Here is a 24,290-nt window from a genome sequence, read left to right as displayed (position 1 = left end):
TCACAATCCTCAAGGAAATGCCGCTCGCCAGAGTACCACTCGGAAAATCCAAAAATGGACCGACAGCCATTAAATGATCGGTAATTTGTCTGAACTACCATCATGAAATACCGATAGGGGTCAGAACAGAATATTCACGGAGATAATATCATGAAATTTATTCCAGCCATGGCTGCAATTTCATCCATTCTTTGCGCAACCCCGTTTGCCAGTGCCGATTCACTGCACACACACTGGGAAAAATTTAAGGCACACCGTGCGTTTCATCATCTTTCTGCCGACGGGCAGCGTGCTTTTCAGGATATTTTGAAGGCTCGGGACATTCTCCAGACGACAGGCAAGACCGAAGCCGCCATTCCGGCCCTGTACGATGCCCAGAAGCGCCTTGCTGCTGCGGAAAAGGCTGACAAAAAATTTCAGGCTGCCGAAAACGATCTCCATCCTGTCCCACAGCATCCTGTTATCGCCAACCACCAGCCTGTCGTTGGCCAGACGGACTGGCTTCCGGTCGGCGGTGAGTTCATCCTGAGCGAGACCCTGGCCCCCGAAAAGAAAGCCGCGATCGTCTCTGCGAATGCCCAGCTGAAGTCCGGCAACACGGATCAGGCTGCCGAGACCATGAAGGTCGTGGGAGCAGATGCGGACTTCATTATGGCGCTCGCACCCGTCACGCCGGTGCAGGGTGCGGTCTATCGGGCAACCGTCTTTACCGAAGGGCATAATCCGCAGGAAGCTGTAGCTGCCCTGAACCAGGCTCTGAATTCGGTGGTGTTCGTTTCTGAAAGCACAATCGAAACATTGGCGCCTGCCGCCCCGGCTCCCGCCAAGAAGTAATTTTTCAGACACGGGTTCAGGCATAAAAAAGAGCGGTGAAGGCCGAAGCCTCACCGCTCTTTTCTGTCCATGATTCAGAACGCCTTAACGCCAGGCGGAATCGGGAGCTGGAAGCAAAATCGCATTTTCCATAATGCTCAGATAGCTTGCGACCTTAGGCGGCCAGACCCCGCTCGCTACGGCCTGTGCCCTGATCTCCATACGAGCGTTCATGTCTGCGTAGGGCCAAATATGGGCCAGGCGCGGCGTGCCTTCGAGAGAAATCATCCCGCAGACCAGCTCGGACAGTTCCAGGCGTGGCGGGAGGGACGCCGCAAAAGCTTCCTCCACATCCCCCACCTGCCCCAGCTTCAACTCGTAGCAGCGCCATTCATAGACGCTGCCATAGGCTCCCGCGGGAAGCAGAGGCGAAATGATGCGCCAGCTTGTGACATCAACGCTCTGGATGGAGTCTTTGGGGATTGCAGCCAGAAGTTTAGGTCGTCCGTCGAGCAGACCAGCATAGGTGTCGGCTGTCCGGAACAGGATAATCCGGTTGAGCACGCCAATTTCGCTCACCCACACGGCGAGGCCGTCACGCCCCGTGAGCGCAGAAACCACTACTGGGACCTGCCCGATCCGGACATCAAGGATAATGGTTTCTGCATAACTCATGGGCTGACTCCGGGTTATTTTCCTGCCTGCCGGGCAGCAACAAAATTTTCCAGCCAATGAATGGTATAGTCCCCCTTCTGGAAAGAAGGGTCGGCCAGAATTTTCTGGTGAAGCGGAATGACCGTCTTCACACCATCCACTACACATTCGTCCAGAGCACGCTGCATGCGGGCAATGGCTTCAGCGCGCGTGGGGGCATGCACAATCAGCTTGGCGATCATGCTGTCATAGTAAGGCGGGATGCGATAGCCAGCGTAAATGGCGCTGTCCATACGAACGCCCAGCCCACCCGGAGCATGGAAGACCTTGATCGTACCGGGACTCGGCATGAAGGTTTCCGGATCTTCCGCATTGATGCGGCACTCGATCGCATGCCCGGACATTTTGATATCCGACTGCGTGTAACCAAGCGGCTCACCCGATGCGATACGGATCTGCTCGCGAACGAGATCCACACTGCAGACCATCTCGGTCACTGGATGCTCGACCTGAAGACGCGTGTTCATCTCGATGAAGCAGAACTGACCGTCCTGATACAGGAACTCGAGCGTGCCAGCGTTGCGATAGCCCATGCGTGAGAGGGCCTCGGTCGCGGTGCGGCCGATTTCCTCACGCTCGGCATCCGTCAGGGCCGGCGAACCGGCTTCTTCCAGAAGCTTCTGGTGACGGCGCTGGAGCGAGCAGTCACGCTCACCGAAATGCACGACATTGCCATGCGCATCGCCAAGGATCTGAAGCTCAATGTGACGCGGGCGATTGAGATACTTCTCGAGATAGACCTCGTCGTTGCCGAAAGCCGCACGGGCTTCGGCACGGGCGACCGACCAGGCTTCCTCAAGGTCGTCCGCCGTCATTGCGACCTTCATGCCGCGCCCGCCGCCACCGGCAGCAGCCTTGATGAGGACCGGATAGCCGACTTTTTCCGCGACTTCGCGGGCCGCCTGCAAATCGGCCAGACCGCCATCGGACCCCGGCACCAGCGGCACGCCAAGCGCGCGCATCGTGGTCTTGGCGGCGATCTTGTCGCCCATCGTGCGGATATGCTCGGCGGTCGGGCCGATGAACGCGAGACCGTGTTCTTCCACGGTTTCGGCGAACTCGGCATTTTCCGACAGGAAGCCGTAGCCGGGGTGAATGGCGTCCGCCCCCGTGATCGTTGCTGCGGAAAGAATGGCCGCAACGTTCAGATAGGAGTCGCGCGCACTCGGCGGACCGATGCAGACGGCTTCGTCCGCAAGGCGCACATGCATCGCATCGGCGTCTGCCGTTGAATGCACGGCAACGGTTTTGATGCCCATCTCGCGGCAGGCGCGCTGAATTCGCAGCGCGATCTCACCCCGGTTGGCAATGAGGACCTTGGAAATCATTACTCGATGATCGCTAGGGCTTCGCCGAACTCGACCGGCTGGCCGGATTCGACAAGGAACTTCGTCAGCGTGCCGGCGCGGGGAGCCTTGATCTGGTTGAAGGTCTTCATGGCTTCGATGAGCATGATCGTCTGACCCGCGGTAACCGGCTGTCCTTCGACTGCGAACGGCGGAGAAGCCGGATCGGGCGTCAGATAGGCAACGCCGACCATCGGGCTCGGCACCATGCCCGGATGCTTGGCCGGATCAGCCGGAGCCGCAACGGCGGCGACTGCCGGAGCCGCAGGTGCTGCGGCGGCCTGCACAGGAGCAGCAGCCTGAACCACGTTGACGTTGCGCGCCACGCGGATACGGCTGTCCGCTTCGGAAATCTCGATTTCGGTCAGGCCGGTTTCGGTCAGAATATCGGCCAATGCCCGGATGGCATCCTTGTCCACGAGCATACGGCTCATCCTTCGTCTTCGATCATGTCGGTTATTGCCTGAAGCGCGTGCGCATATCCCCTGACGCCGAGGCCACAGATCACGCCGATGGCGGCCTGCGAGACGTAGGTGTGATGACGGAACGGCTCCCTGCGATGAATATTGGAAATATGAACCTCAACCACCGGCAGCTCGACCGCCAGAAGCGCGTCGAGCAGGGCAATCGAGGTGTGCCCGTAGGCTGCGGGATTGATCACGATTCCGTCTGCACGGCCGCGACATTCCTGAACCCAGGACACAAGTTCACCCTCTCCGTTCGTCTGGCGGAAATCAATGGCGACATCAAGCCGTTCGGCAGCCTGAATGCACACCTGTTCGACATCGTCGAGCGTGGCGTGACCGTAGATTCCGGGCTGGCGAAGACCCAGCATATTGAGATTCGGACCGTTGAGAACGGTGATCAGAGGGCGTTTCATCTGGCCGCGCGATAGCACTTTCGAAGCTGTCATGAAAGCGTCATTGCCCTATTGCTGCCGTCTTCAGGGTGTCCAAAAGGCGACAGGGCCGCATTTTTGTGCTATCAGGACCAATCTGAGCCCGTCCCGTCCACTGGAGAAGAACCTGATATAGTGCGCTTCAACCTGTCTGTCCTTCGCAATCCCCTAGGCTTCATCCCCCTGCGCAGCATGACATTTGCCGTAGCGCTTGCTGGTCTGGCCGGTCATCACACCGCTCACGCGAGTGACGAGTCCGCCATTGATGGAACGCCGAGAACAAACTGGGCAGACTCCGTTCGGGCCGCACTCTCCAACCGGGCCCATCAGGCCGCACATGCCTGGTCCCAGCATGGCATGGCGAGCTGGTATGGACGGCATTTCCACGGACGGCGCACCGCAAGCGGCGCCACCTTCAACACCAATGACCTGACCGCCGCGCACCCGTCCCTGCCGATCGGGACAAAGCTTCTGGTGACGTCACAGGACACGGGGCGATCAGTCGTGGTAACCGTCAACGACCGTGGTCCTTTCAACAGCCGCATCATCGACCTGTCCCACGCTGCGGCCGCAAAAATCGGGATGCTGGGCGCGGGTACAGCGCATGTCACCATCGCGAAAATGACGGAAGTGGCACCGTCCATGCAGGCGGGCTCCGAGCCTGAAGTGGCGGAAGCCGATCCTTCGGACACCAGCGCACAGGCAATTGAAGCCGCAGGCACCAATACAGCCCCTACCTCTCCGCGGGGCAGCACATCACCACGCATCCCGCACCATCATCACTAACGCTGAACAACTGGCCTGATCCTCAGGCCAGACTTGTTCCTTCCGGCGGCACGGCCTGACTTTTACCAGCCCGGGCCTCAAGGCTGGCGTTCAGTTCCGCTCCGAACAGCACCACATATGCGCTCACGAAAAGCCACATCATGATGGCTGCGACAGCGCCGAGGGGTCCATATGTTGCGCCATAGCTGGCGAAATGCGCGACATACCATGAGAAGCCCAGAGACGTTGCCACCCACAGGATCGTCGCGAGGATCGAGCCCGGAAAAATCCAGCGCCACTCTGTATGCACGCGGCACGGCGCAAAGCGGTACAGCAGCGTCACAGCAATAAAGACGAACAGCAGCATCAGAACCGGCGCAAGCGTATGCACGATCATCGGTGCACCGTAGGACAGCAGAAAATTCACCGGAAATGGCGGATCGCTGAGGAAACTGACGTGGCGCGGCAGGTAATCCACGAGAGCGGGTGCTGCCACCATCAGCGCCAGAGTGAGCGCAGCGCCCACGATAGCCGTCAGCGTGGTTGACAGCGCGACAGCCTGAAATTTCAGGAAACTCCGCGTTTCCTGCGCATTATAGGCCATGTTCAACGCGGAGAGGATCGACTTCGTGCTTGCCGAAGCGGACCACAGGGCCACCGCAAGCGAGAAGATCAGGCCGATTGTCAGCGACGAGTGAGGCTGGGAAATCAGTTCGTGAATCCGGTCACCAATCAGGGCATAGGCCGATGGCGGCAGGAGATGCCTCAGCACTTCGAGCTGGGGCTCGACTGACTGGAGATCAAAGGCCAGACCATAAAGGGAAATCAGGCTGGAGATGGCTGGAAAAAGCGACAGCGTGGCGTAAAACGCGCATCCCGCCGCAGAGAGCGAAGTCTGGCTGGAGCCGACTTCCGCAAAGAGATGCTTGGCGATGACCCGCCAGGCGGCATGATGCAGTCTGTTCTGCGATGATGCGGCATTCGGATCAGCGGCATCCGTGACAGCAGGTGATTGTCCCGACTCCGAAGATACGGCTTGTTCCGGCACGACCCGGGAGCCGGAAAGGGTCGCAGATTCGGGTGTCAAACTCACGCAGGGTTTCCTCGGCAGTGTCCTGTTGGGGCAGCGGTCGCGCTCATGACAGTCCGGATCGAACGACATGAGCCATGTACCTACGCGGAAGATGCCTTCAGCGTTCCGAATTCGCCCAGATTCACCACACCAATATTGGCAAAAGCATCACAATGCAAAATTAGCGGTTGCACGACGGGGCATTTGGTCCCATATGCCCGCCTCACGCAGCAACGCACGTGCCACTGGCCCACTCGAGGTTACGCAACGACGTCAAGCGTTCTGGCCTTCAGGAATCCACCCGTTACGGATTCCCGCTATTCGCCGGTCCGTTCGACCGTTTCGCAACACACTCGCAGGGCGATATTGTTCCCTGACGAGTCCGGTTCTGGGAATTGAGTGTCATGACTCCCAAAATCACCCGTTTCCTTGCCGAGCAGCAGCCGGCAACTCCTTGCCTCGTCGTCGATCTCGACGTCGTGGCCGCGCATTACCGTGCCCTGCACGATGCGCTTGGGGAAGCGAAAATCTATTACGCCATCAAGGCCAACCCGGCCCCGGCCATCCTCGAGCGCCTGGTCGGTCTGGGATCGTCTTTCGATGCCGCCTCTATTGCGGAAATCCGCATGTGCCTCGATGCCGGCGCAACGCCGGACCGGATCTCTTACGGCAATACGCTGAAGAAGCCGGAGTGGATCCGTGAAGCGCATGATCTGGGCATCAGCCTGTTCGTGTTCGACAGCATCGAAGAGCTGGAAAAGCTCGGCAAGCATGCGCCCGGCGCCCGCGTTTTCTGCCGCCTGGCCGTGGAAAACGAAGGTGCCGACTGGCCCCTGTCGCGCAAGTTCGGCACCACGCTGAACAATGCCCGCACGCTCATGCTGCGCGCACGCGAGCTCGGCCTGAAGCCTTATGGCCTGTCCTTCCATGTCGGCAGCCAGCAGACCGGTGTTGCGGCTTATGATCATGCCATCGCCAAGGCGGCAGGGCTGTATCATGACCTGCGCTCGCAGGGCGTGGACCTTCAGATGCTCAATCTAGGTGGCGGATTCCCGACCCACTACCGCGAGAACGTGCCTTCCGTTCAGGATTTCGCCGACACGATCCACGCGTCCCTCAAGACGCATTTCCCTGACGACGCACCCGAAATCCTGCTGGAGCCGGGCCGCTACATGGTCGGGCAGTCCGGCGTGGTGTCGAGCGAGGTCATTCTCGTCAGCCGCCGCGGGGGTGCCGTCACCGATCCGCGCTGGGTCTATCTCGACATCGGCCGTTTTGGTGGGCTGGCAGAGACGGAAGGCGAGGCCATCCGTTACACGTTCCGCACGTCACGCGATTCAGAAGACGGCACCCGTTCGCCATGCGTCGTGGCCGGTCCGAGCTGCGATGGTGTGGACATCATGTACGAGAAGAACCGCATCCCGATGCCGGATTCCCTTGAATGTGGCGATCGCGTCGAGATCCTCGCCACCGGAGCCTATGTTTCGACGTACTGCTCCGTCGGTTTCAACGGCTTTCCGCCGCTGACCGAATATTACATCTGAAAACGGCGTCTCCGGCCCATCTGTGGGCTGGGGAGGGTTCAGCCTCTGAACGGCTCTTCCAACCCGGACTGGTACCCCAGTGCGGACAGAAGATCGTCAGCGGAAATTTCAAGGTTTACGCAGGCGAGCCAGCAAAAACCGACCACGCCCACGGACAGCAGCAACAGACAGACCGTCATGTGTTCCAGCTCCTCAAGGCCCGGAATGTGTGACGCAACGCCATTCCGGACAGTGCGCCTGCCCAGCGACATCATCAGTGCATCACCCTGTTCGCGTCAGGCGCTCTCCCCCGTTGCAGCGGTCCGCTATCCTGCGGCCACAGGACGCGCATCCGCGACGGGCTGACCGATCGCCAGCGGCTGATCGACGACAGCGCCCCGCCCCCGGAAATCGTGGTCTCGTCTTTCAGCAGTGTTTTGGGAAGCCAGTGCCCTGCCCCCGCAAGGCAATCCGCGAGCAGCGTCAGGGCCGTGGCCAGACAGCCCTGGACGAAGCGGTCCGGAAAGACTTCAGCAAGAAGAATGAAAACGTCACGCTGGCCTTCGTTCTGGGCGGCGATGATCCCGTGCAGGAAGCGCTCTTCCAGCACCGTCAGGGACTGCATGCCCGGCGCGTTCACGGCAAGCCGTGGCTGCCCCGCAACCGCCAGAAGATGCACGGCGTCCGCAAAGGCTCCTTCCGCAGCATCGAGCGCCGGGCGGAAGCAGACCGGGAACAGGCCGTCGGTCGTTTTTGTCTCGGGACAGTTCGGCAAACGGTAGTGGCTGATGAGGCAGCGGATACTCCACAGCGCCAGCCGTTCACAGCAGCAGAGATCGGACAGGGAAAGCGACAGCCGTGTCATGGGGATAACTCCGAATCAGCAGGACCGAACTTATTCTAATTGAGAATGATTTGCAATTACAACTCAAAAACACCCCGCGGAACAGAAACCTGCTGTCCCGCGGTTAGCCCCCGTCAGTGATGATGATGCCCGCAATGCCCATGATCGTGGTCATGGGCATCAGTTTCCGCGGCGCGAGGCGCCGTCTGGCAGTGATGGCACGCCACCCATTCGGCATCCCCATCCAGATAATGCTCCTTCTTCCAGACAGGAACACGGTGCTTGACCTCGTCGATGACGTAGCGGCAGGCCCGGAATGCCGCATCGCGATGCGGTGCCGAAACGCCGATCCAGACGGCGACCTCTCCGACCTTCAGGCTGCCCGTCCGGTGCATGGCCACGGCCTCGCTGATCTCGAAGCGCTCCAGCGCCTCCGCCACGATACGTTCACCTTCAAGCTGTGCCAGAGCTTCGTAGGATTCATATTCCAGACCATCTACGGGACGGCCGTCATTCCTGTTACGGACCCAGCCTTCAAAGGTGCAGAAGCCACCCGCCTCGGCCAGATGCAGATCCTCACGCAGCAGGTTCAGATCCAGCGGCGCAGACGCCATCCGAAAGCGGCTCATCCTCCTGTCACCGGCGGAATGAACACGATGTGGTCTCCGTCCTTCAGGGGCTGCGTCCAAGGCGCGAAATCGCCATTGATCGCCACGCGGAGCTTCGAGGCTTCAAAGGGAAAGGCGTATGTCTCACGCAACTCCTCATAAAGCGGCCCGACGGTGGCAAATGCCGTCTCGAGCGACTGCTCCCGCGTTCCGGCAAGCTCCCGGAGCTGGGCGAAATATTCCAGTGTCAGGCGGATCATCGGCACTCCTGTCGGGTGTTCCAGACGCCGGGCCGCATCCTCGCGTTCTCCGGGCGTATTGATGTTGTCGAGCGCACCACGGGCATGGGGCTCCAGCAGTCTGGTCGGGCTGTTGATCAGCAGCTTGCGGGGGCAGGTCCGGCCATCCAGAACCTGCTGCTCCAGACGATCGAGCGCTTCGGGTTCCCAGATGGCACAGAGCGGTTCCGGCAGACCGTCGTGCTCACTGCGATAGGCAACCGCGACGTCTGCGGCCTCCCGCCTTGCGATCAGGTTCTCCAGCGTGCCCCGATCCAGCATCGGCAGATCACAGGCCAGAACCAGCCAGGCGACATCCGGACAGGCCTGATGCGCGGACAGCAGACCCGCCGCCGGCCCGTCGATTTCCACAGAATCGACGATTTGCGGGAAAGCGGCGCGAAGAGGGTCTTCCGTCTGGTCCGCACGCACCGAGACGAAACATTTTTCCACCAGAGGCGACAGAACATCGAAGGCCGCCTGAAGCTGCGGCCTGCCGTGATAGGCGAGCGCGGCCTTGTCCGTCCCCATGCGCTTGCTGGCCCCTCCCGCAAGGATCAGGCCGTAAAGGGGCCTCACGATTCGATCCTCTGGAAGTCGCGCTTGCCACCTGCCTTGCCCATCAGCCGAACCTCGCGGATGACCATGTCGTGGGACATGGCCTTGCACATGTCATAGATCGTGAGTGCCGCCACGGACGCGCCGGTCAGAGCTTCCATTTCCACACCTGTCCGCCCCTTGCACGACACCCGACAGTCGATCACCGCCTCGTCGCCCTCGATCGTGATGTCTACCCGGCAGCCGCTGAGGGCCAGCGGATGGCACAGAGGAATGAGCTGCGACGTCGATTTCACACCCATCACGCCCGCAATCTGCGCCACGGTCAAAACCGCGCCCTTGGCCGTCATGAACCCCGCTTCAGACAATGTCTGCGCAATGTCGGACGGGAAAACCAGACGGGCCTGGGCATGGGCATTGCGCTCGGTCACGTCCTTGCCGCTGATATCGACCATGCGCGGATCTTCGCCGTGTTCGTTGACATGAGTGAGCGTCTTCATCGTCTTCGATCTCCCGGTCCGACTACCGTTTCTATCCGCCGATATAATTCATCTCGATACGGCGGCGTGCGGGTGCATCCGAAGATGCTGCCCGCTCCTCACTATACCTGTCCGTCCGCTGGCGCCACACCCCGGCCAGCAGCGCGCGCAGGGCCGTATCGTCCGCGTCGCTGCGCAGAAGCGTCCGCAGATCTGTCCCCTCCGAAGCGAACAGGCAGGTATAAAGTTGCCCTTCCGACGACAGGCGCGCGCGCGAACAGTCCCCGCAGAACGGGGCTGTGACGGAAGAAATAAACCCGACTTCTCCGCCCCCGTCGCAGTAACGGTATCGTTGTGCAACCTCTCCGCGATAGTGCGCGTCGACCGGTTCGAGCGGCCAGCGGGCGTCAAGACGTTCAAGCAGGTCACGCGACGGAACTACTTCCGCCCGCTCCCAGTGATTGCGCGTTCCGACATCCATATATTCGATGAACCGCAGCACGATACCACTGTGGCGGAAGCGTTCGGCCAGTTCTTCGACGCCCGCATCGTTCAGGCCGCGCTGGATGACGCTATTGAGTTTCACGCCGCCTGAAAAACCTGCCCGCGCAGCGCTGTCGATGGCCTCCAGAACGGGTTCAAGCTGCGCCCGGCCTCCGCTCATCCGCGCAAAAACCGCAGGGTCCAGACTGTCGAGACTGACTGTCACGCGGTTCAGCCCCGCCGCTTTCAGCTCCTGCACATGACGCTCCAGCAGCACGCCGTTCGTGGTCAGGGCAACATCTTCCACACCCTCGATGGCCGCCAGACGCGCCACGAGTTCCGGCAGCTTCGGACGCAGGAGCGGCTCCCCGCCCGTCAGCCGCAGCTTGCGCACCCCGAGCGACACCGCCACGCGCGCCACGCGTTCGATTTCATCGAAGCTCAGACGCTCTTTGGGTTCCAGAAAGCGGAAATGCTCGTGATAGGTCGCTTCCGGCATGCAGTACGGACACCGGAAATTGCACCGGTCCATGACGGAAATCCGCAGATCATGCAGCGGACGGCTGAAGCGGTCAGACAGGGCGTTACCAGCCATAAAACAACACGGCTGTCCCACGGGGCGACACGGCATCCCCGCGTGACAGCTCCACAAACCCGTCCGTGGAGGCCAGAAAGCTGAAATCCCCGGATGTTGGCATTGGACACGGCGTTGCGCGCACCTGTCCCGTCGCATCGTGATGGAGTTTTACGGGCAGAAAGCGCGTCAGTGTCGGGATCCGTTCGGCATCGGCATCCAGCACGACCGTATAGGGTTCGGGACGGCTCAATCCCTGCCCGGCCAGAAGCATCGGCATGACATAACGCACTCCGCAGGTCGTGGCGGAAACAGGGTTGCCCGGCAGCCCGAAAACGCGCTGCCCTTCCGGACCGACCCCGAACCAGAGCGGCTTGCCCGGACGCTGCGCCACCTTGTGGAACACTCGCTCGACCCCGATTTTCGACAGCGCTTTGGGAACGTGATCGAAGGCCCCCATCGAAACGCCCCCGCTCAGGATCAGAACATCATGTCGCGAGAGCTGTTCGCGCAGCGCCACGATCGTCTCCGCGAGATCGTCCGGTACGACGGAGCGTTCAATGCAGTTAAAGCCGCGTGACAGGAGCGCGCCGGTCAGGGCGAATTCGTTGGAGCGGCGGATTTCCCAGTCGCGCACAGGGGCGCCCACATCCACGAGTTCGTCGCCCGTCGCCACGATCCCGATGGAGGGAATCCGTGACACGCAGACCTGCGCATGCCCATTCCCCGCAAGAACCGCCAGCGCCGGACCATCCAGCCGACGCCCCGGCACCAGAAGCTCCGTTCCGGCCGCACAATCGGAACCCCGGCGATGGATGAACTGGCCCCTGCGCGGCTCATAGCCCTCTTCAAAGCGGATCAGTCGCCCTTCGCGGACAAGACGTTCGACCGGCACCACAGTGTCCGCCCCTTCCGGCAGGACCGCGCCCGTCATTACTTCCAGACAGACAGGGCCATCCGGTAAAGCCTGGCCCGGCGCACCGGCGCGCTGGATTCCATGCGACACCAGCGTCTGGCCGCTGCCGTGACGGTAGGCAATGCCGTCCATCATCACGCGGTCATAAGGTGGCTGGGCGCGCTCGGCATGGATCGTCTGCTGAAGTACGCGACCGGCCGCCATCGTCAGATCCACCGTCTCGGGCCCAAAGCTGCCGGCATAATCCAGCACCAGTTCCATGGCCCGTGTAACGCTCAGGAGATCACTCATTTCCGCTCCGGTCGCTGGTGCGTCTGTTGCGCTGGCTGAAATGCCCACGCCGCGTTCCCTGCCGATATAGACCTCATGGCCCACGGATCAACAGTCTACGGCTGAAAGGGTATGTCATAATTGTCTTTGGCGTTACCCTGATGCCCTCAAAGCGCATCAGGGACCCTCCATGACGGACGCGGCACAGTTCTCTCCCCTTCCCCCGTGGCCGAATTACGGCCTGACGGACGACCTGCTTCCTACGCTGCAACGCTGGTCCGCAGACGGGAAAAATGCGGCCCTGGCGACACTGGTCAGCATCACGGGCTCTTCGCCCCGCCCGCTGGGAAGTGAAATGGCGATCTGCGAGGACGGGGAGGTTCAGGGATATGTGTCCGGCGGTTGCGTGGAAGCGGCCGTGCGTGCCGAGGCGCTGGACTGTCTGAAGGACGGACAGCCCCGGACACTGGATTATGGCGCGGGCAGCCCGGTTCTGGACATCCAGCTCACCTGCGGCGGTCGGATCGGTATTTTCGTGCGCCCGATTCCTGATCTCGCGGCTCATGTTGCCGTCCGCACAGCGGCCCGGGACAGCCGCCGCCCCCTCACACTGGTCACGGACCTCGACAGCGGGAGCATGACGTTCCGGGACGGAGTGCGCCCTGCCGGACAGGAAGCAGACCGTTTCTTCCGTCCGTATCTGCCGCCCTTACGACTGGTTCTGGCGGGAGGAGATCCGGTCACCCTCGCGATCCTGAACCTGTCCACCATCATGGGACTCGAAACCATTCTCATCCGGCCCTACGGACCGCCCGAGCCTCCTCCGGGACTGCACCCGGCGCGTTATCTGCGCGGAAATCTGGAGGCTGCCCTTCCCACGCTGCCACTGGACCGATGGACGGCGGTTTATAGCCTCACCCACGACGCTCATTCCGATCTGATGCTGACGGCACATGCGCTGAAGTCTGATGCTTTCTGCGTCAGCATTCTCGGCAGCCGCCGCAAAATTCCCGGACGTCTGGAAGCTCTCAGCGCAGCGGGCGTTCCTGCCGAAACCTTTGACCGGCTGCACCTGCCCGCCGGATTGGAAATCGGCGCACATGCTCCCATGGAGATCGCCCTTTCCATTCTGGCCCAGATGATCGCGAAACAGCCTCAGTGAAACGCTATTCTGCTCTTCTTCTAGCTGCAGGGGGAAGCACACGGCTCGGACGGCCAAAGCAGTTGCTGACTGTCAATGGCGTGCCACTGGTGCGGCATATTGCAGAACTGCTTCTGGCGACGGGACCGGAGCGCCTGGTCGTCGTGACGGGTGGCGCGGCTGCGCGGATATCTCAGGCTCTCGCAGGTCTCGACATCGTTCTGGTGCAGAATGATAACTGGGAAACCGGCATGGCGTCCTCGCTCCAATGCGGATACCGGGCGCTCGGAGCAGACCCGGCCCCGCTGCTGATCGCCGGAACGGATCAGCCACGCCTGACATGCGACCATCTCCGTGCCCTCCTGAAACAGGGGGAGCAACACAGGGATGTCGTCGCAGTTTATGGAGAGGAAGGCCGGGGTATTCCGGTGCTGCTCAGCCCCGCGACGCAGCCGCATCTTGCCGACCTGCAGGGCGATACCGGGCTGCGTCAGCTCTGGAAAAACGGCGCAACCACACCGGCTTTCTTCCACGCCCCGGAACTCGGTTTCGACATCGACACGCCCGAGCAGCTTGATGCCGCAATCCGTGCCGGATGGATTGATCAAGACTGAAAAAAGCCGGGCCCGTTACGAACCCGGCGGAGCGTCTTCAGGAAATGCGGTGAATCCAGCCATGGACGTCGTTCGTCCGGCCACCCTGCACATCCGTCAGGGATTTCTTGAGCTTCTGCGACACCGGGCCGGGCGTCGTTCCATCACCGAACACGGCCTCGCCCGACGGACGGACGAACCTGCCGATGGGCGAGAGAACCGCTGCCGTGCCGCAGGCAAAGGCTTCCGTGTACTTGCCCGAAGCCGCACCCGCGAAAAGCTCGTCGATCTCGACAGGCTCTTCAATCACCTCAATTCCCTGATCGGCAGCAAGCTGGATCAGGCTGTTGCGGGTGATGCCACGCAGAATGGTTCCTCCCAGAGGCGGCGTGACGATCTTGCCGTCCTTGCGAACGAACATCACGTTCATGCCGCCCATTTCCTCGACGAAGCGACGCTCACGCGCATCAAGGAACAGGACCTGATCGCAGCCCTTTTCCTTGGCTTCGGCCTGGGCGATCAGGCTGCCGGCATAGTTGCCGCCACACTTGGCTTCACCCGTGCCGCCGATCGCAGCCCGCGTATAGTTTTCGGACACCCACACGGATACGCAACCTGAACCGAAATAGGCTCCGACCGGACAGGCGATGACGATGAACAAATATTCGTTCGCCGGCTTCACCCCGAGGAAGACTTCATTGGAAATCATGAACGGACGCAGATAGAGGCTCTGCCCCTCTCCCGATGGCACCCAGTCCTGATCCACACGCACCAGTTCATCAACGGCCTGCACGAACAGGTCTTCTGGCAGTTCAGCCATGCCCATGCGGCGAGCAGACTCGGCAAAACGCGCCGCATTGGCCTCGGGGCGGAAGGTGGCAACATGGCCGTCCTTTTCGCGATAGGCCTTCATGCCCTCGAAGATCTCCTGCCCGTAATGCAGGACCGTCGAAGCCGGATCGATACTCAGGGGGCGGCGCGGTGTGATTTTCGCATCATGCCAGCCCTTGTCCACGGAATAGCGGATGATGGCCATGTGGTCAGTGAAGACACGCCCAAAGGACGGATTGGCCAGCAGTTCCGTCCGCTTCACGGGATCGGTCGGGGTTTCGGTCTGTTCGATGATGAAAGGCGTCATGGGAAAACACTTCCGAAGATTTTGGTCTTTAAAACAGCGGACGCACTCTGCCATACATGGTTCGCGCTGGCGATATGGAAAGCTTATTTCTTTTTCAAATTCTTTGTTGAAATTAAGGTGCGTTTATAGTGCTTTTTGGGTTCTTTTCTTAAGAATAAAGGCAGATCCGATTATCCAGAAATCGGGCAAAAAAAACCCGGCCATTTCTGACCGGGTTTTTCGTCGTTCGAAAAGGCTGAAAAAATCAGCGCTTCGAGAACTGGAAGGAACGACGTGCCTTCGCACGGCCGTACTTCTTACGCTCGACAATACGGCTGTCACGCGTCAGGAAGCCAGCAGCCTTCAGGATGCCGCGCAGGCTCGGCTCGTAATACGTCAGCGCACGGGAGATACCGTGACGGACGGCACCAGCCTGACCGGACAGACCACCGCCAGCGACCGTGCAGTACACGTCGAACTGGTTGTAGCGATCGGAAATCAGGAACGGCTGCGTGAGGAGCATACGCAGAACCGGGCGGGCAAAATACGTCGTGACCGGACGGCCGTTGACGATGATGTCACCCTTGCCAGGCTTGATCCATACGCGGGCCACGGCGTCCTTACGACGGCCGGTGGCGTAGGAACGGCCCTGGGCGTCACGCTTGACTTCGTGAACCGGGGCAGCGTTGGAGGTAACGGCAGGAGCAACGCTCGCAAGGTCCTGCAGCGTGCCGGTGCGCTCTTGGGTCTCGGACATGATACAGGCCTTACGACTCGTGGGTTACGGTGTTTTTGCGGTTCATCGCAGCAACGTCCAGCTTGACGGGCTTCTGGCCGTCATGCGGGTGCTCGGAACCGGCATAGACATACAGGTGCTTCATCTGGGCGCGCTGCAGAGGACCACGGGTGATCATGCGCTCGACAGCCTTCTCGACAACTTCACCCGGGTGCTTGCCCGTGAGACGCTGCGTGATGGTGCGCTCCTTGATACCGCCCGGATGACCCGTGTGGTAATGGAACAGCTTCTGCCCGACCTTGTTGCCCGTAAGGACAACCTTCTCGGCGTTGATGACGACGATGTTGTCGCCGCAATCAACGTGCGGGGTGAACTGCGGCTTGTGCTTTCCGCGCAGGCGGGTGGCGATGATGGTGGCGAGACGGCCGAGAACGAGCCCTTCGGCGTCGATCAGCACCCAGTTCTTCGTCACCTCCGCTGGCTTCAGCGAACGTGTGGTCTTCATTAGTGACATTCCAGCTTGGGGTGCGCCCACAAAGGCCGCACCGTGGATGGCGCCTGCGGTCAAAACGATGCCCGAAAGCATCCCCTCCCCCGCAAGGCGGATCAGGTGGGGCCTTATTGCCGTCTGCGGCGCGCGCGTCAAGCCCCGTTCACACATTGAATTATGTGATTCGCAGCGGTTTTCAGCCGTTTTTGGCAATATGGTATCCTGTTACCGCAACAAAAACGACGTCCGCATTGCTCCATGTCGCGACAATGGTATCCTGCCGCAACACAGAACGTTCGCGCCCGACGCCTGTGCGGGGCCGTTTCAGACAGGAACATCAACGTGAAAAAACCCTGGCTCGCGGCGAGCCTGATTTCAGTAACGGCTGTGATCGGCCTGGCCGGTGTTCACCACGAAGCCCATATGGAACTGGTCCGCGGCCTGTCGAGCTTCCGGGCGGCCCTTCCGCCGGGAACCACATTCACTTACGGGACCGCTACGCCATCCATTCTGGCTCTTGGCGCCACCCTGACGGACATTACCCTGCGTGACGGGTCCATCACCCTGCGCGCCTCCCAAATGCGACTGGGTCATCCCCGGCCGATGCCGGATGGCAGGCTTTCCATCCGTTCGGTAGAGGTCCGTGAACCTTTCCTTCAGACACCGACCCAGATTATTCACGGCAGCACGCTCAGCCTGAGGCGCCTGTTCCTGCCACCATCAAGGGCGGCGGCAGAAGGCCATTCCCGCATTGATCTGGCGCACGTAACGCTTGCCCACGGCCAGATCGAACAGCTTTCCATCCAGAATCTGGCACAGTCCTCAGCGCCCGGTCCGGTCAATGTTCACAGCCTCTTTACCCGCCGCCTGACACTCGACAATTACGGCCCGGCCCTGCTGACGGCCCTACGGACCGACGCCGCAACCGTCGCTTATGAACGCACGCTGCAGGTCCCCGGTCATGACCCGCAGCTTGTCAGCGGACAGGCCAGTCTGGAGCGGCTTGATCTGAAACAGGTGAATCTCGCCGCACAGGTCGCAGCGCTCTGGGATCATCTTCCGCTCCCGTCGCAGATGGCCCCGCCCCAGAGTTTCGCCGCGCATAATTTCAGACTGAACATGACATCCGGTCTGTTCCGGCTGGACGATCTGCATGGCACGGGCACTTTGGAAAACCAGATCGCAACCGTGACGCAGGACCTGAAAGGCTTTCATTTCCAGAGCGACGAAAAGCTTCCTTTTCACATCAACGGGGCAGGTTCGACAGCCCATTATGTGCAGGTTTCCAACCTTGCGGATCACACGTCACGAACCAACGCCACCCTCGCAGTTCCGGGTTTCATGACCCTGACTGCCGATGCACGGACCATCCAGACGGATTTTACAGAACGGCATCCGTCACAGCAGCAGATGCTGCAATCCACGGCCTTGCAGAATGTCACAATCTCCCTGCAGGGCGACCGCCTTCTTGATGCCGGTTTTCTCCTTGCCGCACGGCAGAGCGGAAACGGCATCACCGCTGCACAGATCCGCGAACAGACCGCCCAGATCCTTCAGACTGGCCTTGCGGCCAATCCCGCCCTTACGGCGATTCCCGATTACGTGATGCATCCTGCAGGTCGTACCCTGACAGTAATTTATGCCTCGGCTACGCCCATGTCCCTCAAGGCGCTCAATGAGGCCATGTCTTCGCCCGCCGCGATGCTGACATTCCTCGCCTCCCCCGATCTGAAGGCTTTTGCACAATGACGCCCGATGACATCACACACCCCACGACCCCGACCAGCGGTCCTGTCTGCATCATCGGCGCAAGTGGACGCTCAGGGGCAGCCCTGTGCCGCACGCTTCTGGCACAGGGCCAGCAGATCATCGCCGTCGTCCGCAGCCAGGGCAATCTGGCGCCGGACATCGCGCAGGCCTGTCAGGCCGTCCGCATTGCCGACCTGACGGCCCCCGGTACGCTCGCGCTGGCTTTCGAAGGCGCTGCGATTGTCGTCAACACGGCCCATGCGCGACATCTGCCCGCCATTCTCGCGGCCACGCCAGCTCCGATCGTCGCTCTGGGCAGCACGCGCAAGTTCACGAACTGGCCGGACGATCACGGACGCGGGGTTCTCGCTGGGGAGGCCGCGCTCAAAGCGGATGGTCGTCCCTCGATTCTGCTGCATCCGACCATGATCTATGGCGCGCAGGGCGAAGACAACGTGCAGCGGCTGGCCAAGCTTCTGGAACGTCTACCTGTCATTCCGCTGCCGGGCGGGGGACGCGCCCTTGTACAGCCCATCGACCAGCGCGACGTAACACGCTGCGTCGTCGCGGCCATCCGCCTCATCCAGAGCGGAGACGTCACAGGCCCCGAGAGCATCGTTATTGCCGGCCCGACCGCTGTGGCGTACCGGACCTTCGTTCGCATGGTTCTGTATTTTGCGGAGCTTGGCGGACGCCCCATCATTTCCCTGCCGGGATGGATGCTCATGGCGCTGTCTCATGTGACGCGCCGTATCCGCAGGCTGCCCCAGATCGCCCCGGAAGAAATCCGCAGACTTCTGGAAGACAAGAACTTCGATGTCGGCCCGATGGAACATCGTCTGGGCGTGACACCCATCCCGCTTGCCAACGGGCTTCATCACCTGTTCGGACGCCGTTCCCACGAGAAGCGCAAACCCTGATCCGTTCAGGATCAGGGTTTGCGGCCTGCCTCAGTTGCGGGCGTAAACGTCTTCGATACGCACGATATCGTCTTCGCCCAGATAGGGGCCAGACTGGACTTCAATGAGAGTCAGGGGAATCCGGCCCGGATTCTCGAGACGGTGAACACAGCCCAGCGGCAGATAGACGCTCTCGTTTTCACGAACCATGATCTGGTCCGTATCGCGCGTCACGAGCGCCGTGCCACCAACGACAACCCAGTGCTCGGCACGATGGAAGTGCTTCTGCAGCGAGAGCTTCTGTCCCGGCTCGACCACGATCCGCTTGACCTGAAAACGGTCCGCCTGGATCAGGCTTTCATAGAAGCCCCACGGACGATACATGCGGTTATGCGCCACTGCTTCCTTGCGGCCAGCCTTTTTCAGACGGCTGACCATGTGCTTGACGTCCTGCGCACGATCACGATGCGAGACCATGACAGCATCCTGCGTCACGACAACGACCAGATCCTCTACCCCGGCAACCGTGGCAACGATCCCGTCCGAGCGGACGTAACAGTTCTTGGCAGCATCCAGGAAAACGTCACCGAACGTGGCGTTGCCCGCATCGTCCTTGGGAGACAGGTCCCACAGCGCATCCCAGCTTCCGATATCCGACCAGCCGAATGTTCCCGGCACCACAGCCGCACGCTTAGTACGTTCGGCGACGGCATAATCCACAGAGATGTCCGGAGCCTGACGGAAGCTCGCATCGTCCAGCCGGTCGAAGTCCAGATCGCTGTGACGCGTCTGAACGGCCTGCCCGACATGTTCATAGATCTCCGGCTCGAACGTCTTGATCTCGGAGAGGAAAACGCCAGCCTGCGTCACGAACATACCGGAATTCCACAGATACCGGCCATCACGGAAAAAGGCTTCGGCAGTTGCGGCATCAGGCTTTTCGACAAAGCGCGACACTTCAAAAACACCGTCCAGCCCCGAAAGAGGCGCGCCGCTTTCAATATAGCCATAGCCGGTTTCAACGCGCGTCGGCTTCATGCCGAACGTCACGATCCGTCCCTCGGCCGCCGCAGAGACTGCGTGTTCAAGCGAGGCATAGAGCGCGGCTTCGTCGGTAATTGCGGCGTCCGCAGCCATAATCCACAGGATGGCGTCCGGATCGGTTTCGGCCACGAGGAATGCTGCCGCTGCAATGGCCGGAGCAGAATTGCGTCCGACAGGCTCAAGCATGATCCGGGCGTTTTCGACGCCGACATCTCGCAACTGTTCCGCCACGATGAAACGGTGCTCGGAATTACAGATCACGATCGGCGCCGAGAGCTCTGCCCGGACGCCGCGCAGAGCAGTTTCCTGAATCAGAGTCCGTTCGGTCAGGAGGGGCCAGAACTGTTTGGGATAGCTGCTGCGGGACACCGGCCAGAGGCGGCTGCCTGATCCACCGGAGAGAATGACTGGAACAATCTTCTGAGACATAACTTTTTCATCCAGGAGATGGGGGCCATACAGCCTACCCGAATGGCCAGCACCATACATGAAGGTGAGAGCTATTCCAATTTCGCTTTACAGATACTTTCTCCAAATCCAATATTCACTTAATATTAATGAATTACAACGCAGAAAGAACGATCCCGGCACGCCGCGAAGATTGACTGTCAGCAATAGCAGGCTTTCTTATCCCCGCACGGGAATCAGTCCCGCCCGCGGAGAACAGATCCATGAAACAGAACATTTTCTCCTCGGGTATTCTGCTGGCACTTCTCGGATACGCCGCTTTTTCCATCAGCGATGCCTGTTCCAAAGGGCTGGCCGGACATCTCGATCCTTTTGAAGTCGCCTTTTCCGGCGGTGTTTTCGGCTTCCTGCTCCTGCCGTTCATCCGGCGCCCTGAAGAACCCTATTCCGATATTTTCGCAACCAGCCGCCCGGGCATGTGGAGTCTTCGGGCCGCTTCGACATTCGTCTCGACAGCAGCGAGCGTCATGGCGTTCATGCTGCTGCCCATGCCCGAAGCCCTATCGCTGATGTTCCTGATGCCGTTCTTCGTCACCATGATTTCCGTGACGGTCCTGAAGGAAAAGGTTTCGTTCTGGACATGGCTCTCGGTTGGAATCGGTTTTCTTGGCGTACTGATCGTTCTACGGCCCGGGGCGCGGACATTCCATCTCGGGCATGTCTGCGCCATCGTCGCGGCTCTCGCCAACGCCATCAGCGTTGTGGCTTACCGACTGGCCGGAGACAGGAGTGCACGGCTTTCCTTATTCGGGTCGAGCCTGTTCGGCCCGCTGATCGGCGATGGCCTTCTCATGATAACCCATGCTTCATGGCCACATGGGTTGCGGATCTGGGCCATCCTGTTCGGCTATGGCTTTCTTGCGGCCCTTGGTCAGCTTTTCATGATGATGGCCACGGCCGTTGCTCCTGCGAACCGCGTCGCGCTACCGCAATACAGCCAGATGGTCTGGGCCGTGGCGTTCAGCTACCTGCTGTTTCATCAACCGCTGGACAACTGGACATTCATGGGAATCATCGTCGTAACGCTGTCAGGCATGCTGAACTGGATCCGCCAGAAACTGCGTTTCGAACGCATGGCACTGGAAGAACACTGGGAACACAGACATCACACGGATGCTGCAAAGCCCAGATAGCATTCATTCAGATTTTCAGAAGAAAGTGCTGGGGCGAATGACGGGGATCGAACCCGCGACAACCGGTACCACAAACCGGCGCTCTACCGACTGAGCTACATCCGCCACACAGCGACGCATTCTCTAGAGGAAGGTGGGGGCAGTCGTCCAGTCCTTTAATGCATTTTTTTTTGCATCCTGGGTTTTTCCGCCTTCCCCCTTCCGGCTCAGATCACCGGAGTGCCCCCCGTGACCGCAATCGTGGCGCCGGAGACATAGCTTGCCTCATCGCTCGCCAAGAACACATAAGCCCCAGCCAGTTCCGCGGGCTGCCCCGGACGCTTCATTGGCGTGTCCGCGCCAAAGCGTTCAACATGCTCCACCTCCATGGTCGCGGGAATCAGCGGCGTCCAGATCGGGCCGGGCGCCACCACGTTGGAGCGGATCCCCTTTTCCCCCAGAAGTTGCGCCAGTCCCCCGCTGAAGTTCTGGATGGCGCTCTTGGTCGCGGAATAGGCCAGAAGCTTCGGCTTGGGCTGATCGGCATTGACCGAAACCGTATGAATGAGCGCGCCACCACGCGGCATGTGCGGCAGAGCCAGACGCGACAGCCGGAACGCCGACCCGGCATTGATATCGAACGTCTTGTCCCATTCCTCATCACTGACATCCGCGAGAGACGAACGCTCGATCTGAAAAGCCGCGTTATTCACGAGGATGTCGATCTGCCCGAACTCAGCGACCGTCCGGTCCACCAATTCGGCGCAGACATCCCTGTCCCGCAGGTCTCCGGGAACAAGAAGAGCGTGCCGTCCTGCCTTGCGGATCCAGGATTCGGTTTCGCGGGCATCGTCCATTTCCTCTGGCAGGAACGACAGGACGACATCCACCCCTTCGCGCGCAAAGGCGATTGCAACGGCTCGACCGATACCGGAATCGCCGCCGGTGATGATCGCAATCTTTCCGCGCAGACGGTCATGGCCGACATAGCTCTGCTCGCCATGATCGGGCTTCGGCGTCATGAGTGATGTCTGGCCGGGAATATGATCCTGATGCGGGGTATTGAACGGCGGGGTGGGATAGGTGGCCATGATCTGCTCCGGATGAAGGAAGGTCTGTTCCGTCCCAACGCAAAGACGTCGCCCCTGTTCAATTCAGGTTCTCCAGACCTTCAATCCTGAACCGAGCCGGGTTACACTGCGTGCATCATTGCCGCGCCGGGCCTGAATACGTCGCACCCCGTTCACGCCCTGCCCTCAAGGATTTTCATGACTCCCGCTCTCTATCGTCGCCAGTGGGCACAGAACCCTCTGCGCGAAGTGCTGGCCGGAATGGTCGGAACATTTGCCCTCATTCCCGAGGTCATTGCCTTTTCCTATATCGCCGGGGTCTCCCCCGCGGTCTCGCTGTTCGCGTCATTCGTCATTTCCGTTTCAATCGCCATTTTCGGCGGACGTCCGGGGATGATCTCGGGGGCCGCCGGGTCTGTTGCTCTGGTGGCCGCGCCACTGGTTCATGCCCATGGCGTTCAGGCCATGCTGCTCGCCACACTGGTTGCCGGTGCGTTTCAGGTCCTGTTCGGTCTGCTGCGGCTTCAGGCCGTCATGCGGTTCGTCCCCGCAGAAGTCCGGACAGGCTTCGTCAACGCGCTGGCCATCATGATCTTCGCCGCGCAGGTCCCGCAGATGCTGGGGGTGAGCTGGCACACCTATGCGCTCATCGCGCTGGGCCTTGTCATTATCTATCTGCTGCCGCGCCTGTCAGATGCCATTCCTTCTCCGCTGATCTGCATCGTGGTTCTCACAGCCATCACGATGTTTTATCCGATGCCGGTTCATACCGTCTCCGATCTCGGCGATCTCCCGACCGGTCTTCCCAGCCTGACCTTCCCGCATATCGCACTGGACTGGGCCACATGGTCCGTCGTGCTGCCTTATGCGCTGGCCATGGCGGCTGTGGGCCTGCTGGAATCCATGATGACGGCCTCCGTCGTCGATGACATCACCGATACCCATGGCGACCAGCGCATGGAGTGCACAGGTCTCGGCATTTCCAACATTCTCGTTGGCGCCTTCGGGGGCATCGCGGGCTGCGGCATGATTGGCCAGACCGTTGGCAACCTGCGCTATGGCGGACGCGGGCGTCTGTCGACCTTCACTGCAGGCGCGTTTCTGCTGGCGCTCATGGTTCTGCTGCACCGCTGGGTCGGGCAGGTTCCGATGGCCGCGCTGGTCGCCATCATGATCATGGTCTCCGCCAGCACATTCTCCTGGGGAAGTCTGCGCGACCTCACACGCCATCCGCGTCTGTCCAGCCTGACCATGCTTGTCACCGTGGCCGTGGTCGTCATGACCCACGATCTGGCAGCCGGTGTCGCGGTCGGCGTCATGCTTTCGGGCGTTTTCTTCGCCTGGCACGCCGCAAGTCTCCTGCGCGTTACGGAGCGGCGCTCCGGCGATGTGCTGACTTACAGCGCCTCTGGTCAGATTTTCTTTGCGTCCGCAGACAGCCTCTCGGATGCGATCGACTACCATACCGACGCACCCACAGTCGTACTGGACCTGACCGATGCCCGTCTGTGGGACATCACATCCGTTCAGACGTTGGAAAAAATCATCAGCAAACTGCAATCGCGCGGCCGCACCGTCGACGTCACGGGGCTCGATCCCGACCGACACGGCATTCTTGCTGACCAGTCGAACGAAGCCCTTCTCGCGCTGTAAAAAACGATCCGGGCGGGGCAGATTGGGTATGAATTCCGTCCAATCTTTAATCTGGCTGTAATCTGCCCCCATACCCC

26 protein-coding genes and 1 tRNA gene are annotated in these 24,290 nt (G+C 60.6%); 9 read left to right on the top strand and 18 right to left on the bottom strand.

The window, feature by feature from the left end:
* Nucleotides 1-150 precede the first annotated feature (150 nt).
* Entirely contained in the window at nucleotides 151-834 is a 684-nt protein-coding gene (locus GAL01_RS04120) for a YfdX family protein (protein WP_062029009.1), read from the top strand.
* Between the two features lie 84 nt (nucleotides 835-918).
* Here the strand turns inward: GAL01_RS04120 and GAL01_RS04115 are convergent, their stop codons facing one another.
* The 4 genes from GAL01_RS04115 to aroQ are packed head-to-tail and all read right to left on the bottom strand — an operon-like array spanning nucleotide 919 to nucleotide 3,753.
* On the bottom strand, nucleotides 919-1,488 hold the full coding sequence (locus GAL01_RS04115; RefSeq protein WP_062029007.1) for an NIPSNAP family protein: 570 nt from the start codon (nucleotides 1,486-1,488) through the stop codon (nucleotides 919-921).
* A 14-nt stretch (nucleotides 1,489-1,502) separates the two neighbouring features.
* A complete protein-coding gene (accC, locus tag GAL01_RS04110) occupies nucleotides 1,503-2,855 on the bottom strand; it encodes an acetyl-CoA carboxylase biotin carboxylase subunit (protein ID WP_062029005.1) in 1,353 nt (450 codons plus the stop codon).
* Nucleotides 2,855-3,307, bottom strand: coding sequence for an acetyl-CoA carboxylase biotin carboxyl carrier protein (locus tag GAL01_RS04105; RefSeq protein ID WP_062029003.1), 453 nt, complete (start codon nucleotides 3,305-3,307; stop codon nucleotides 2,855-2,857). Before GAL01_RS04105 ends, accC begins: the two co-directional genes overlap by 1 nt.
* Complete coding sequence (gene aroQ, locus GAL01_RS04100) at nucleotides 3,304-3,753, bottom strand: type II 3-dehydroquinate dehydratase (protein WP_041112562.1); 450 nt, start codon at nucleotides 3,751-3,753, stop codon at nucleotides 3,304-3,306. Before aroQ ends, GAL01_RS04105 begins: the two co-directional genes overlap by 4 nt.
* A 153-nt stretch (nucleotides 3,754-3,906) precedes the next feature.
* Between aroQ and GAL01_RS04095 the strand changes: the two genes are divergently transcribed.
* Nucleotides 3,907-4,557 carry a septal ring lytic transglycosylase RlpA family protein gene (locus GAL01_RS04095; protein ID WP_062029002.1) on the top strand — a complete coding sequence of 217 codons (651 nt, stop codon included), beginning with the start codon at nucleotides 3,907-3,909 and terminating at the stop codon, nucleotides 4,555-4,557.
* Between the two features lie 22 nt (nucleotides 4,558-4,579).
* Here GAL01_RS04095 and GAL01_RS04090 read toward each other — a convergent pair whose 3' ends face one another.
* Nucleotides 4,580-5,629, bottom strand: coding sequence for a YihY/virulence factor BrkB family protein (locus GAL01_RS04090; RefSeq protein WP_062029000.1), 1,050 nt, complete (start codon nucleotides 5,627-5,629; stop codon nucleotides 4,580-4,582).
* Between the two features lie 383 nt (nucleotides 5,630-6,012).
* Here GAL01_RS04090 and GAL01_RS04085 point away from each other — a divergent pair, with 383 nt between their 5' ends.
* A complete protein-coding gene (locus GAL01_RS04085) occupies nucleotides 6,013-7,152 on the top strand; it encodes a type III PLP-dependent enzyme (RefSeq protein WP_062028998.1) in 1,140 nt (379 codons plus the stop codon).
* A gap of 38 nt (nucleotides 7,153-7,190) precedes the next feature.
* On the opposite strand, the gene GAL01_RS15640 is transcribed toward GAL01_RS04085, so the two are convergent.
* The 7 genes from GAL01_RS15640 to GAL01_RS04050 form a co-directional block, all read right to left on the bottom strand.
* A complete protein-coding gene (locus GAL01_RS15640) occupies nucleotides 7,191-7,331 on the bottom strand; it encodes a hypothetical protein (protein WP_156474564.1) in 141 nt (46 codons plus the stop codon).
* 74 nt (nucleotides 7,332-7,405) lie between these two features.
* Complete coding sequence (locus tag GAL01_RS04075; RefSeq protein ID WP_062028994.1) at nucleotides 7,406-7,996, bottom strand: hypothetical protein; 591 nt, start codon at nucleotides 7,994-7,996, stop codon at nucleotides 7,406-7,408.
* 113 nt (nucleotides 7,997-8,109) lie between these two features.
* Nucleotides 8,110-8,604 carry a molybdenum cofactor biosynthesis protein MoaE gene (locus tag GAL01_RS04070; RefSeq protein ID WP_062028992.1) on the bottom strand — a complete coding sequence of 165 codons (495 nt, stop codon included), beginning with the start codon at nucleotides 8,602-8,604 and terminating at the stop codon, nucleotides 8,110-8,112.
* Nucleotides 8,601-9,440 (bottom strand): NTP transferase domain-containing protein, encoded by an 840-nt coding sequence (locus GAL01_RS04065; RefSeq protein ID WP_062028990.1) that lies wholly within the window; start codon nucleotides 9,438-9,440, stop codon nucleotides 8,601-8,603. The genes GAL01_RS04070 and GAL01_RS04065 overlap by 4 nt, the downstream gene beginning before the upstream one ends.
* Entirely contained in the window at nucleotides 9,437-9,919 is a 483-nt protein-coding gene (gene moaC / locus GAL01_RS04060; RefSeq protein ID WP_062028988.1) for a cyclic pyranopterin monophosphate synthase MoaC, read from the bottom strand. Before moaC ends, GAL01_RS04065 begins: the two co-directional genes overlap by 4 nt.
* Nucleotides 9,920-9,950: 31 nt before the next feature.
* A complete protein-coding gene (gene moaA, locus GAL01_RS04055) occupies nucleotides 9,951-10,976 on the bottom strand; it encodes a GTP 3',8-cyclase MoaA (RefSeq protein ID WP_082790672.1) in 1,026 nt (341 codons plus the stop codon).
* Nucleotides 10,966-12,162: a molybdopterin molybdotransferase MoeA gene (locus tag GAL01_RS04050; protein WP_062028986.1), complete on the bottom strand. Its 1,197-nt coding sequence runs from the start codon at nucleotides 12,160-12,162 to the stop codon at nucleotides 10,966-10,968. Before GAL01_RS04050 ends, moaA begins: the two co-directional genes overlap by 11 nt.
* Before the next feature lie 169 nt (nucleotides 12,163-12,331).
* Between GAL01_RS04050 and GAL01_RS04045 the strand changes: the two genes are divergently transcribed.
* Nucleotides 12,332-13,303 (top strand): XdhC family protein, encoded by a 972-nt coding sequence (locus tag GAL01_RS04045; protein ID WP_062028984.1) that lies wholly within the window; start codon nucleotides 12,332-12,334, stop codon nucleotides 13,301-13,303.
* On the top strand, nucleotides 13,300-13,896 hold the full coding sequence (locus tag GAL01_RS04040) for a nucleotidyltransferase family protein (protein ID WP_062028982.1): 597 nt from the start codon (nucleotides 13,300-13,302) through the stop codon (nucleotides 13,894-13,896). Before GAL01_RS04045 ends, GAL01_RS04040 begins: the two co-directional genes overlap by 4 nt.
* Before the next feature lie 37 nt (nucleotides 13,897-13,933).
* Here GAL01_RS04040 and GAL01_RS04035 read toward each other — a convergent pair whose 3' ends face one another.
* The 3 genes from GAL01_RS04035 to rplM form a co-directional block, all read right to left on the bottom strand.
* On the bottom strand, nucleotides 13,934-15,013 hold the full coding sequence (locus tag GAL01_RS04035) for a branched-chain amino acid aminotransferase (RefSeq protein ID WP_062028981.1): 1,080 nt from the start codon (nucleotides 15,011-15,013) through the stop codon (nucleotides 13,934-13,936).
* A gap of 244 nt (nucleotides 15,014-15,257) precedes the next feature.
* The gene (rpsI, locus tag GAL01_RS04030; protein ID WP_062028979.1) at nucleotides 15,258-15,749 is read right to left on the bottom strand and encodes a 30S ribosomal protein S9; all 492 of its coding nucleotides are present in this window, start codon (nucleotides 15,747-15,749) and stop codon (nucleotides 15,258-15,260) included.
* Nucleotides 15,750-15,759: 10 nt separating this feature from the next.
* Complete coding sequence (rplM, locus tag GAL01_RS04025; protein WP_062028977.1) at nucleotides 15,760-16,233, bottom strand: 50S ribosomal protein L13; 474 nt, start codon at nucleotides 16,231-16,233, stop codon at nucleotides 15,760-15,762.
* 327 nt (nucleotides 16,234-16,560) lie between these two features.
* On the opposite strand from rplM, the gene GAL01_RS04020 reads away from it, so the two are divergent.
* Nucleotides 16,561-17,967: a hypothetical protein gene (locus tag GAL01_RS04020; RefSeq protein ID WP_062028975.1), complete on the top strand. Its 1,407-nt coding sequence runs from the start codon at nucleotides 16,561-16,563 to the stop codon at nucleotides 17,965-17,967.
* Nucleotides 17,964-18,887 (top strand): SDR family oxidoreductase, encoded by a 924-nt coding sequence (locus tag GAL01_RS04015; RefSeq protein WP_062028973.1) that lies wholly within the window; start codon nucleotides 17,964-17,966, stop codon nucleotides 18,885-18,887. The genes GAL01_RS04020 and GAL01_RS04015 overlap by 4 nt, the downstream gene beginning before the upstream one ends.
* A gap of 30 nt (nucleotides 18,888-18,917) precedes the next feature.
* On the opposite strand, the gene GAL01_RS04010 is transcribed toward GAL01_RS04015, so the two are convergent.
* Nucleotides 18,918-20,339 carry a mannose-1-phosphate guanylyltransferase/mannose-6-phosphate isomerase gene (locus tag GAL01_RS04010; RefSeq protein ID WP_062028971.1) on the bottom strand — a complete coding sequence of 474 codons (1,422 nt, stop codon included), beginning with the start codon at nucleotides 20,337-20,339 and terminating at the stop codon, nucleotides 18,918-18,920.
* A gap of 242 nt (nucleotides 20,340-20,581) precedes the next feature.
* On the opposite strand from GAL01_RS04010, the gene GAL01_RS04005 reads away from it, so the two are divergent.
* Nucleotides 20,582-21,511 carry a DMT family transporter gene (locus GAL01_RS04005; RefSeq protein WP_062028970.1) on the top strand — a complete coding sequence of 310 codons (930 nt, stop codon included), beginning with the start codon at nucleotides 20,582-20,584 and terminating at the stop codon, nucleotides 21,509-21,511.
* A gap of 29 nt (nucleotides 21,512-21,540) precedes the next feature.
* Here GAL01_RS04005 and GAL01_RS04000 read toward each other — a convergent pair.
* Both GAL01_RS04000 and GAL01_RS03995 read right to left on the bottom strand, forming a co-directional pair.
* Nucleotides 21,541-21,616 (bottom strand) — tRNA-His (locus GAL01_RS04000).
* Nucleotides 21,617-21,717: 101 nt separating this feature from the next.
* Nucleotides 21,718-22,581: an SDR family oxidoreductase gene (locus GAL01_RS03995; RefSeq protein WP_062028968.1), complete on the bottom strand. Its 864-nt coding sequence runs from the start codon at nucleotides 22,579-22,581 to the stop codon at nucleotides 21,718-21,720.
* Between the two features lie 177 nt (nucleotides 22,582-22,758).
* On the opposite strand from GAL01_RS03995, the gene GAL01_RS03990 reads away from it, so the two are divergent.
* Nucleotides 22,759-24,213: a SulP family inorganic anion transporter gene (locus GAL01_RS03990; RefSeq protein WP_062028966.1), complete on the top strand. Its 1,455-nt coding sequence runs from the start codon at nucleotides 22,759-22,761 to the stop codon at nucleotides 24,211-24,213.
* Nucleotides 24,214-24,290: the final 77 nt, after the last annotated feature.

Source organism: Gluconobacter albidus, from assembly GCF_002723915.1.
Classification (GTDB): domain Bacteria; phylum Pseudomonadota; class Alphaproteobacteria; order Acetobacterales; family Acetobacteraceae; genus Gluconobacter; species Gluconobacter albidus.
This window is presented reverse-complemented; position numbering and strand designations above follow the sequence as displayed.

Excerpts from the sequence above, each read along its gene's own strand:
- GAL01_RS04120 (WP_062029009.1), top strand. The coding sequence starts at position 151 with ATGAAATTTATTCCAGCCATGGCTGCAATTTCATCCATTCTTTGCGCA.
- GAL01_RS04115 (WP_062029007.1), bottom strand. The coding sequence starts at position 1,488 with ATGAGTTATGCAGAAACCATTATCCTTGATGTCCGGATCGGGCAGGTC.
- accC (WP_062029005.1), bottom strand. The coding sequence starts at position 2,855 with ATGATTTCCAAGGTCCTCATTGCCAACCGGGGTGAGATCGCGCTGCGA.
- GAL01_RS04105 (WP_062029003.1), bottom strand. The coding sequence starts at position 3,307 with ATGAGCCGTATGCTCGTGGACAAGGATGCCATCCGGGCATTGGCCGAT.
- aroQ (WP_041112562.1), bottom strand. The coding sequence starts at position 3,753 with ATGAAACGCCCTCTGATCACCGTTCTCAACGGTCCGAATCTCAATATG.
- GAL01_RS04085 (WP_062028998.1), top strand. The coding sequence starts at position 6,013 with ATGACTCCCAAAATCACCCGTTTCCTTGCCGAGCAGCAGCCGGCAACT.
- GAL01_RS15640 (WP_156474564.1), bottom strand. The coding sequence starts at position 7,331 with ATGACGGTCTGTCTGTTGCTGCTGTCCGTGGGCGTGGTCGGTTTTTGC.
- GAL01_RS04075 (WP_062028994.1), bottom strand. The coding sequence starts at position 7,996 with ATGACACGGCTGTCGCTTTCCCTGTCCGATCTCTGCTGCTGTGAACGG.
- GAL01_RS04070 (WP_062028992.1), bottom strand. The coding sequence starts at position 8,604 with ATGAGCCGCTTTCGGATGGCGTCTGCGCCGCTGGATCTGAACCTGCTG.
- moaC (WP_062028988.1), bottom strand. The coding sequence starts at position 9,919 with ATGAAGACGCTCACTCATGTCAACGAACACGGCGAAGATCCGCGCATG.
- moaA (WP_082790672.1), bottom strand. The coding sequence starts at position 10,976 with ATGGCTGGTAACGCCCTGTCTGACCGCTTCAGCCGTCCGCTGCATGAT.
- GAL01_RS04050 (WP_062028986.1), bottom strand. The coding sequence starts at position 12,162 with ATGAGTGATCTCCTGAGCGTTACACGGGCCATGGAACTGGTGCTGGAT.
- GAL01_RS04045 (WP_062028984.1), top strand. The coding sequence starts at position 12,332 with ATGACGGACGCGGCACAGTTCTCTCCCCTTCCCCCGTGGCCGAATTAC.
- GAL01_RS04035 (WP_062028981.1), bottom strand. The coding sequence starts at position 15,013 with ATGACGCCTTTCATCATCGAACAGACCGAAACCCCGACCGATCCCGTG.
- rpsI (WP_062028979.1), bottom strand. The coding sequence starts at position 15,749 with ATGTCCGAGACCCAAGAGCGCACCGGCACGCTGCAGGACCTTGCGAGC.
- rplM (WP_062028977.1), bottom strand. The coding sequence starts at position 16,233 with ATGAAGACCACACGTTCGCTGAAGCCAGCGGAGGTGACGAAGAACTGG.
- GAL01_RS04015 (WP_062028973.1), top strand. The coding sequence starts at position 17,964 with ATGACGCCCGATGACATCACACACCCCACGACCCCGACCAGCGGTCCT.
- GAL01_RS04010 (WP_062028971.1), bottom strand. The coding sequence starts at position 20,339 with ATGTCTCAGAAGATTGTTCCAGTCATTCTCTCCGGTGGATCAGGCAGC.
- GAL01_RS04005 (WP_062028970.1), top strand. The coding sequence starts at position 20,582 with ATGAAACAGAACATTTTCTCCTCGGGTATTCTGCTGGCACTTCTCGGA.
- GAL01_RS03995 (WP_062028968.1), bottom strand. The coding sequence starts at position 22,581 with ATGGCCACCTATCCCACCCCGCCGTTCAATACCCCGCATCAGGATCAT.
- GAL01_RS03990 (WP_062028966.1), top strand. The coding sequence starts at position 22,759 with ATGACTCCCGCTCTCTATCGTCGCCAGTGGGCACAGAACCCTCTGCGC.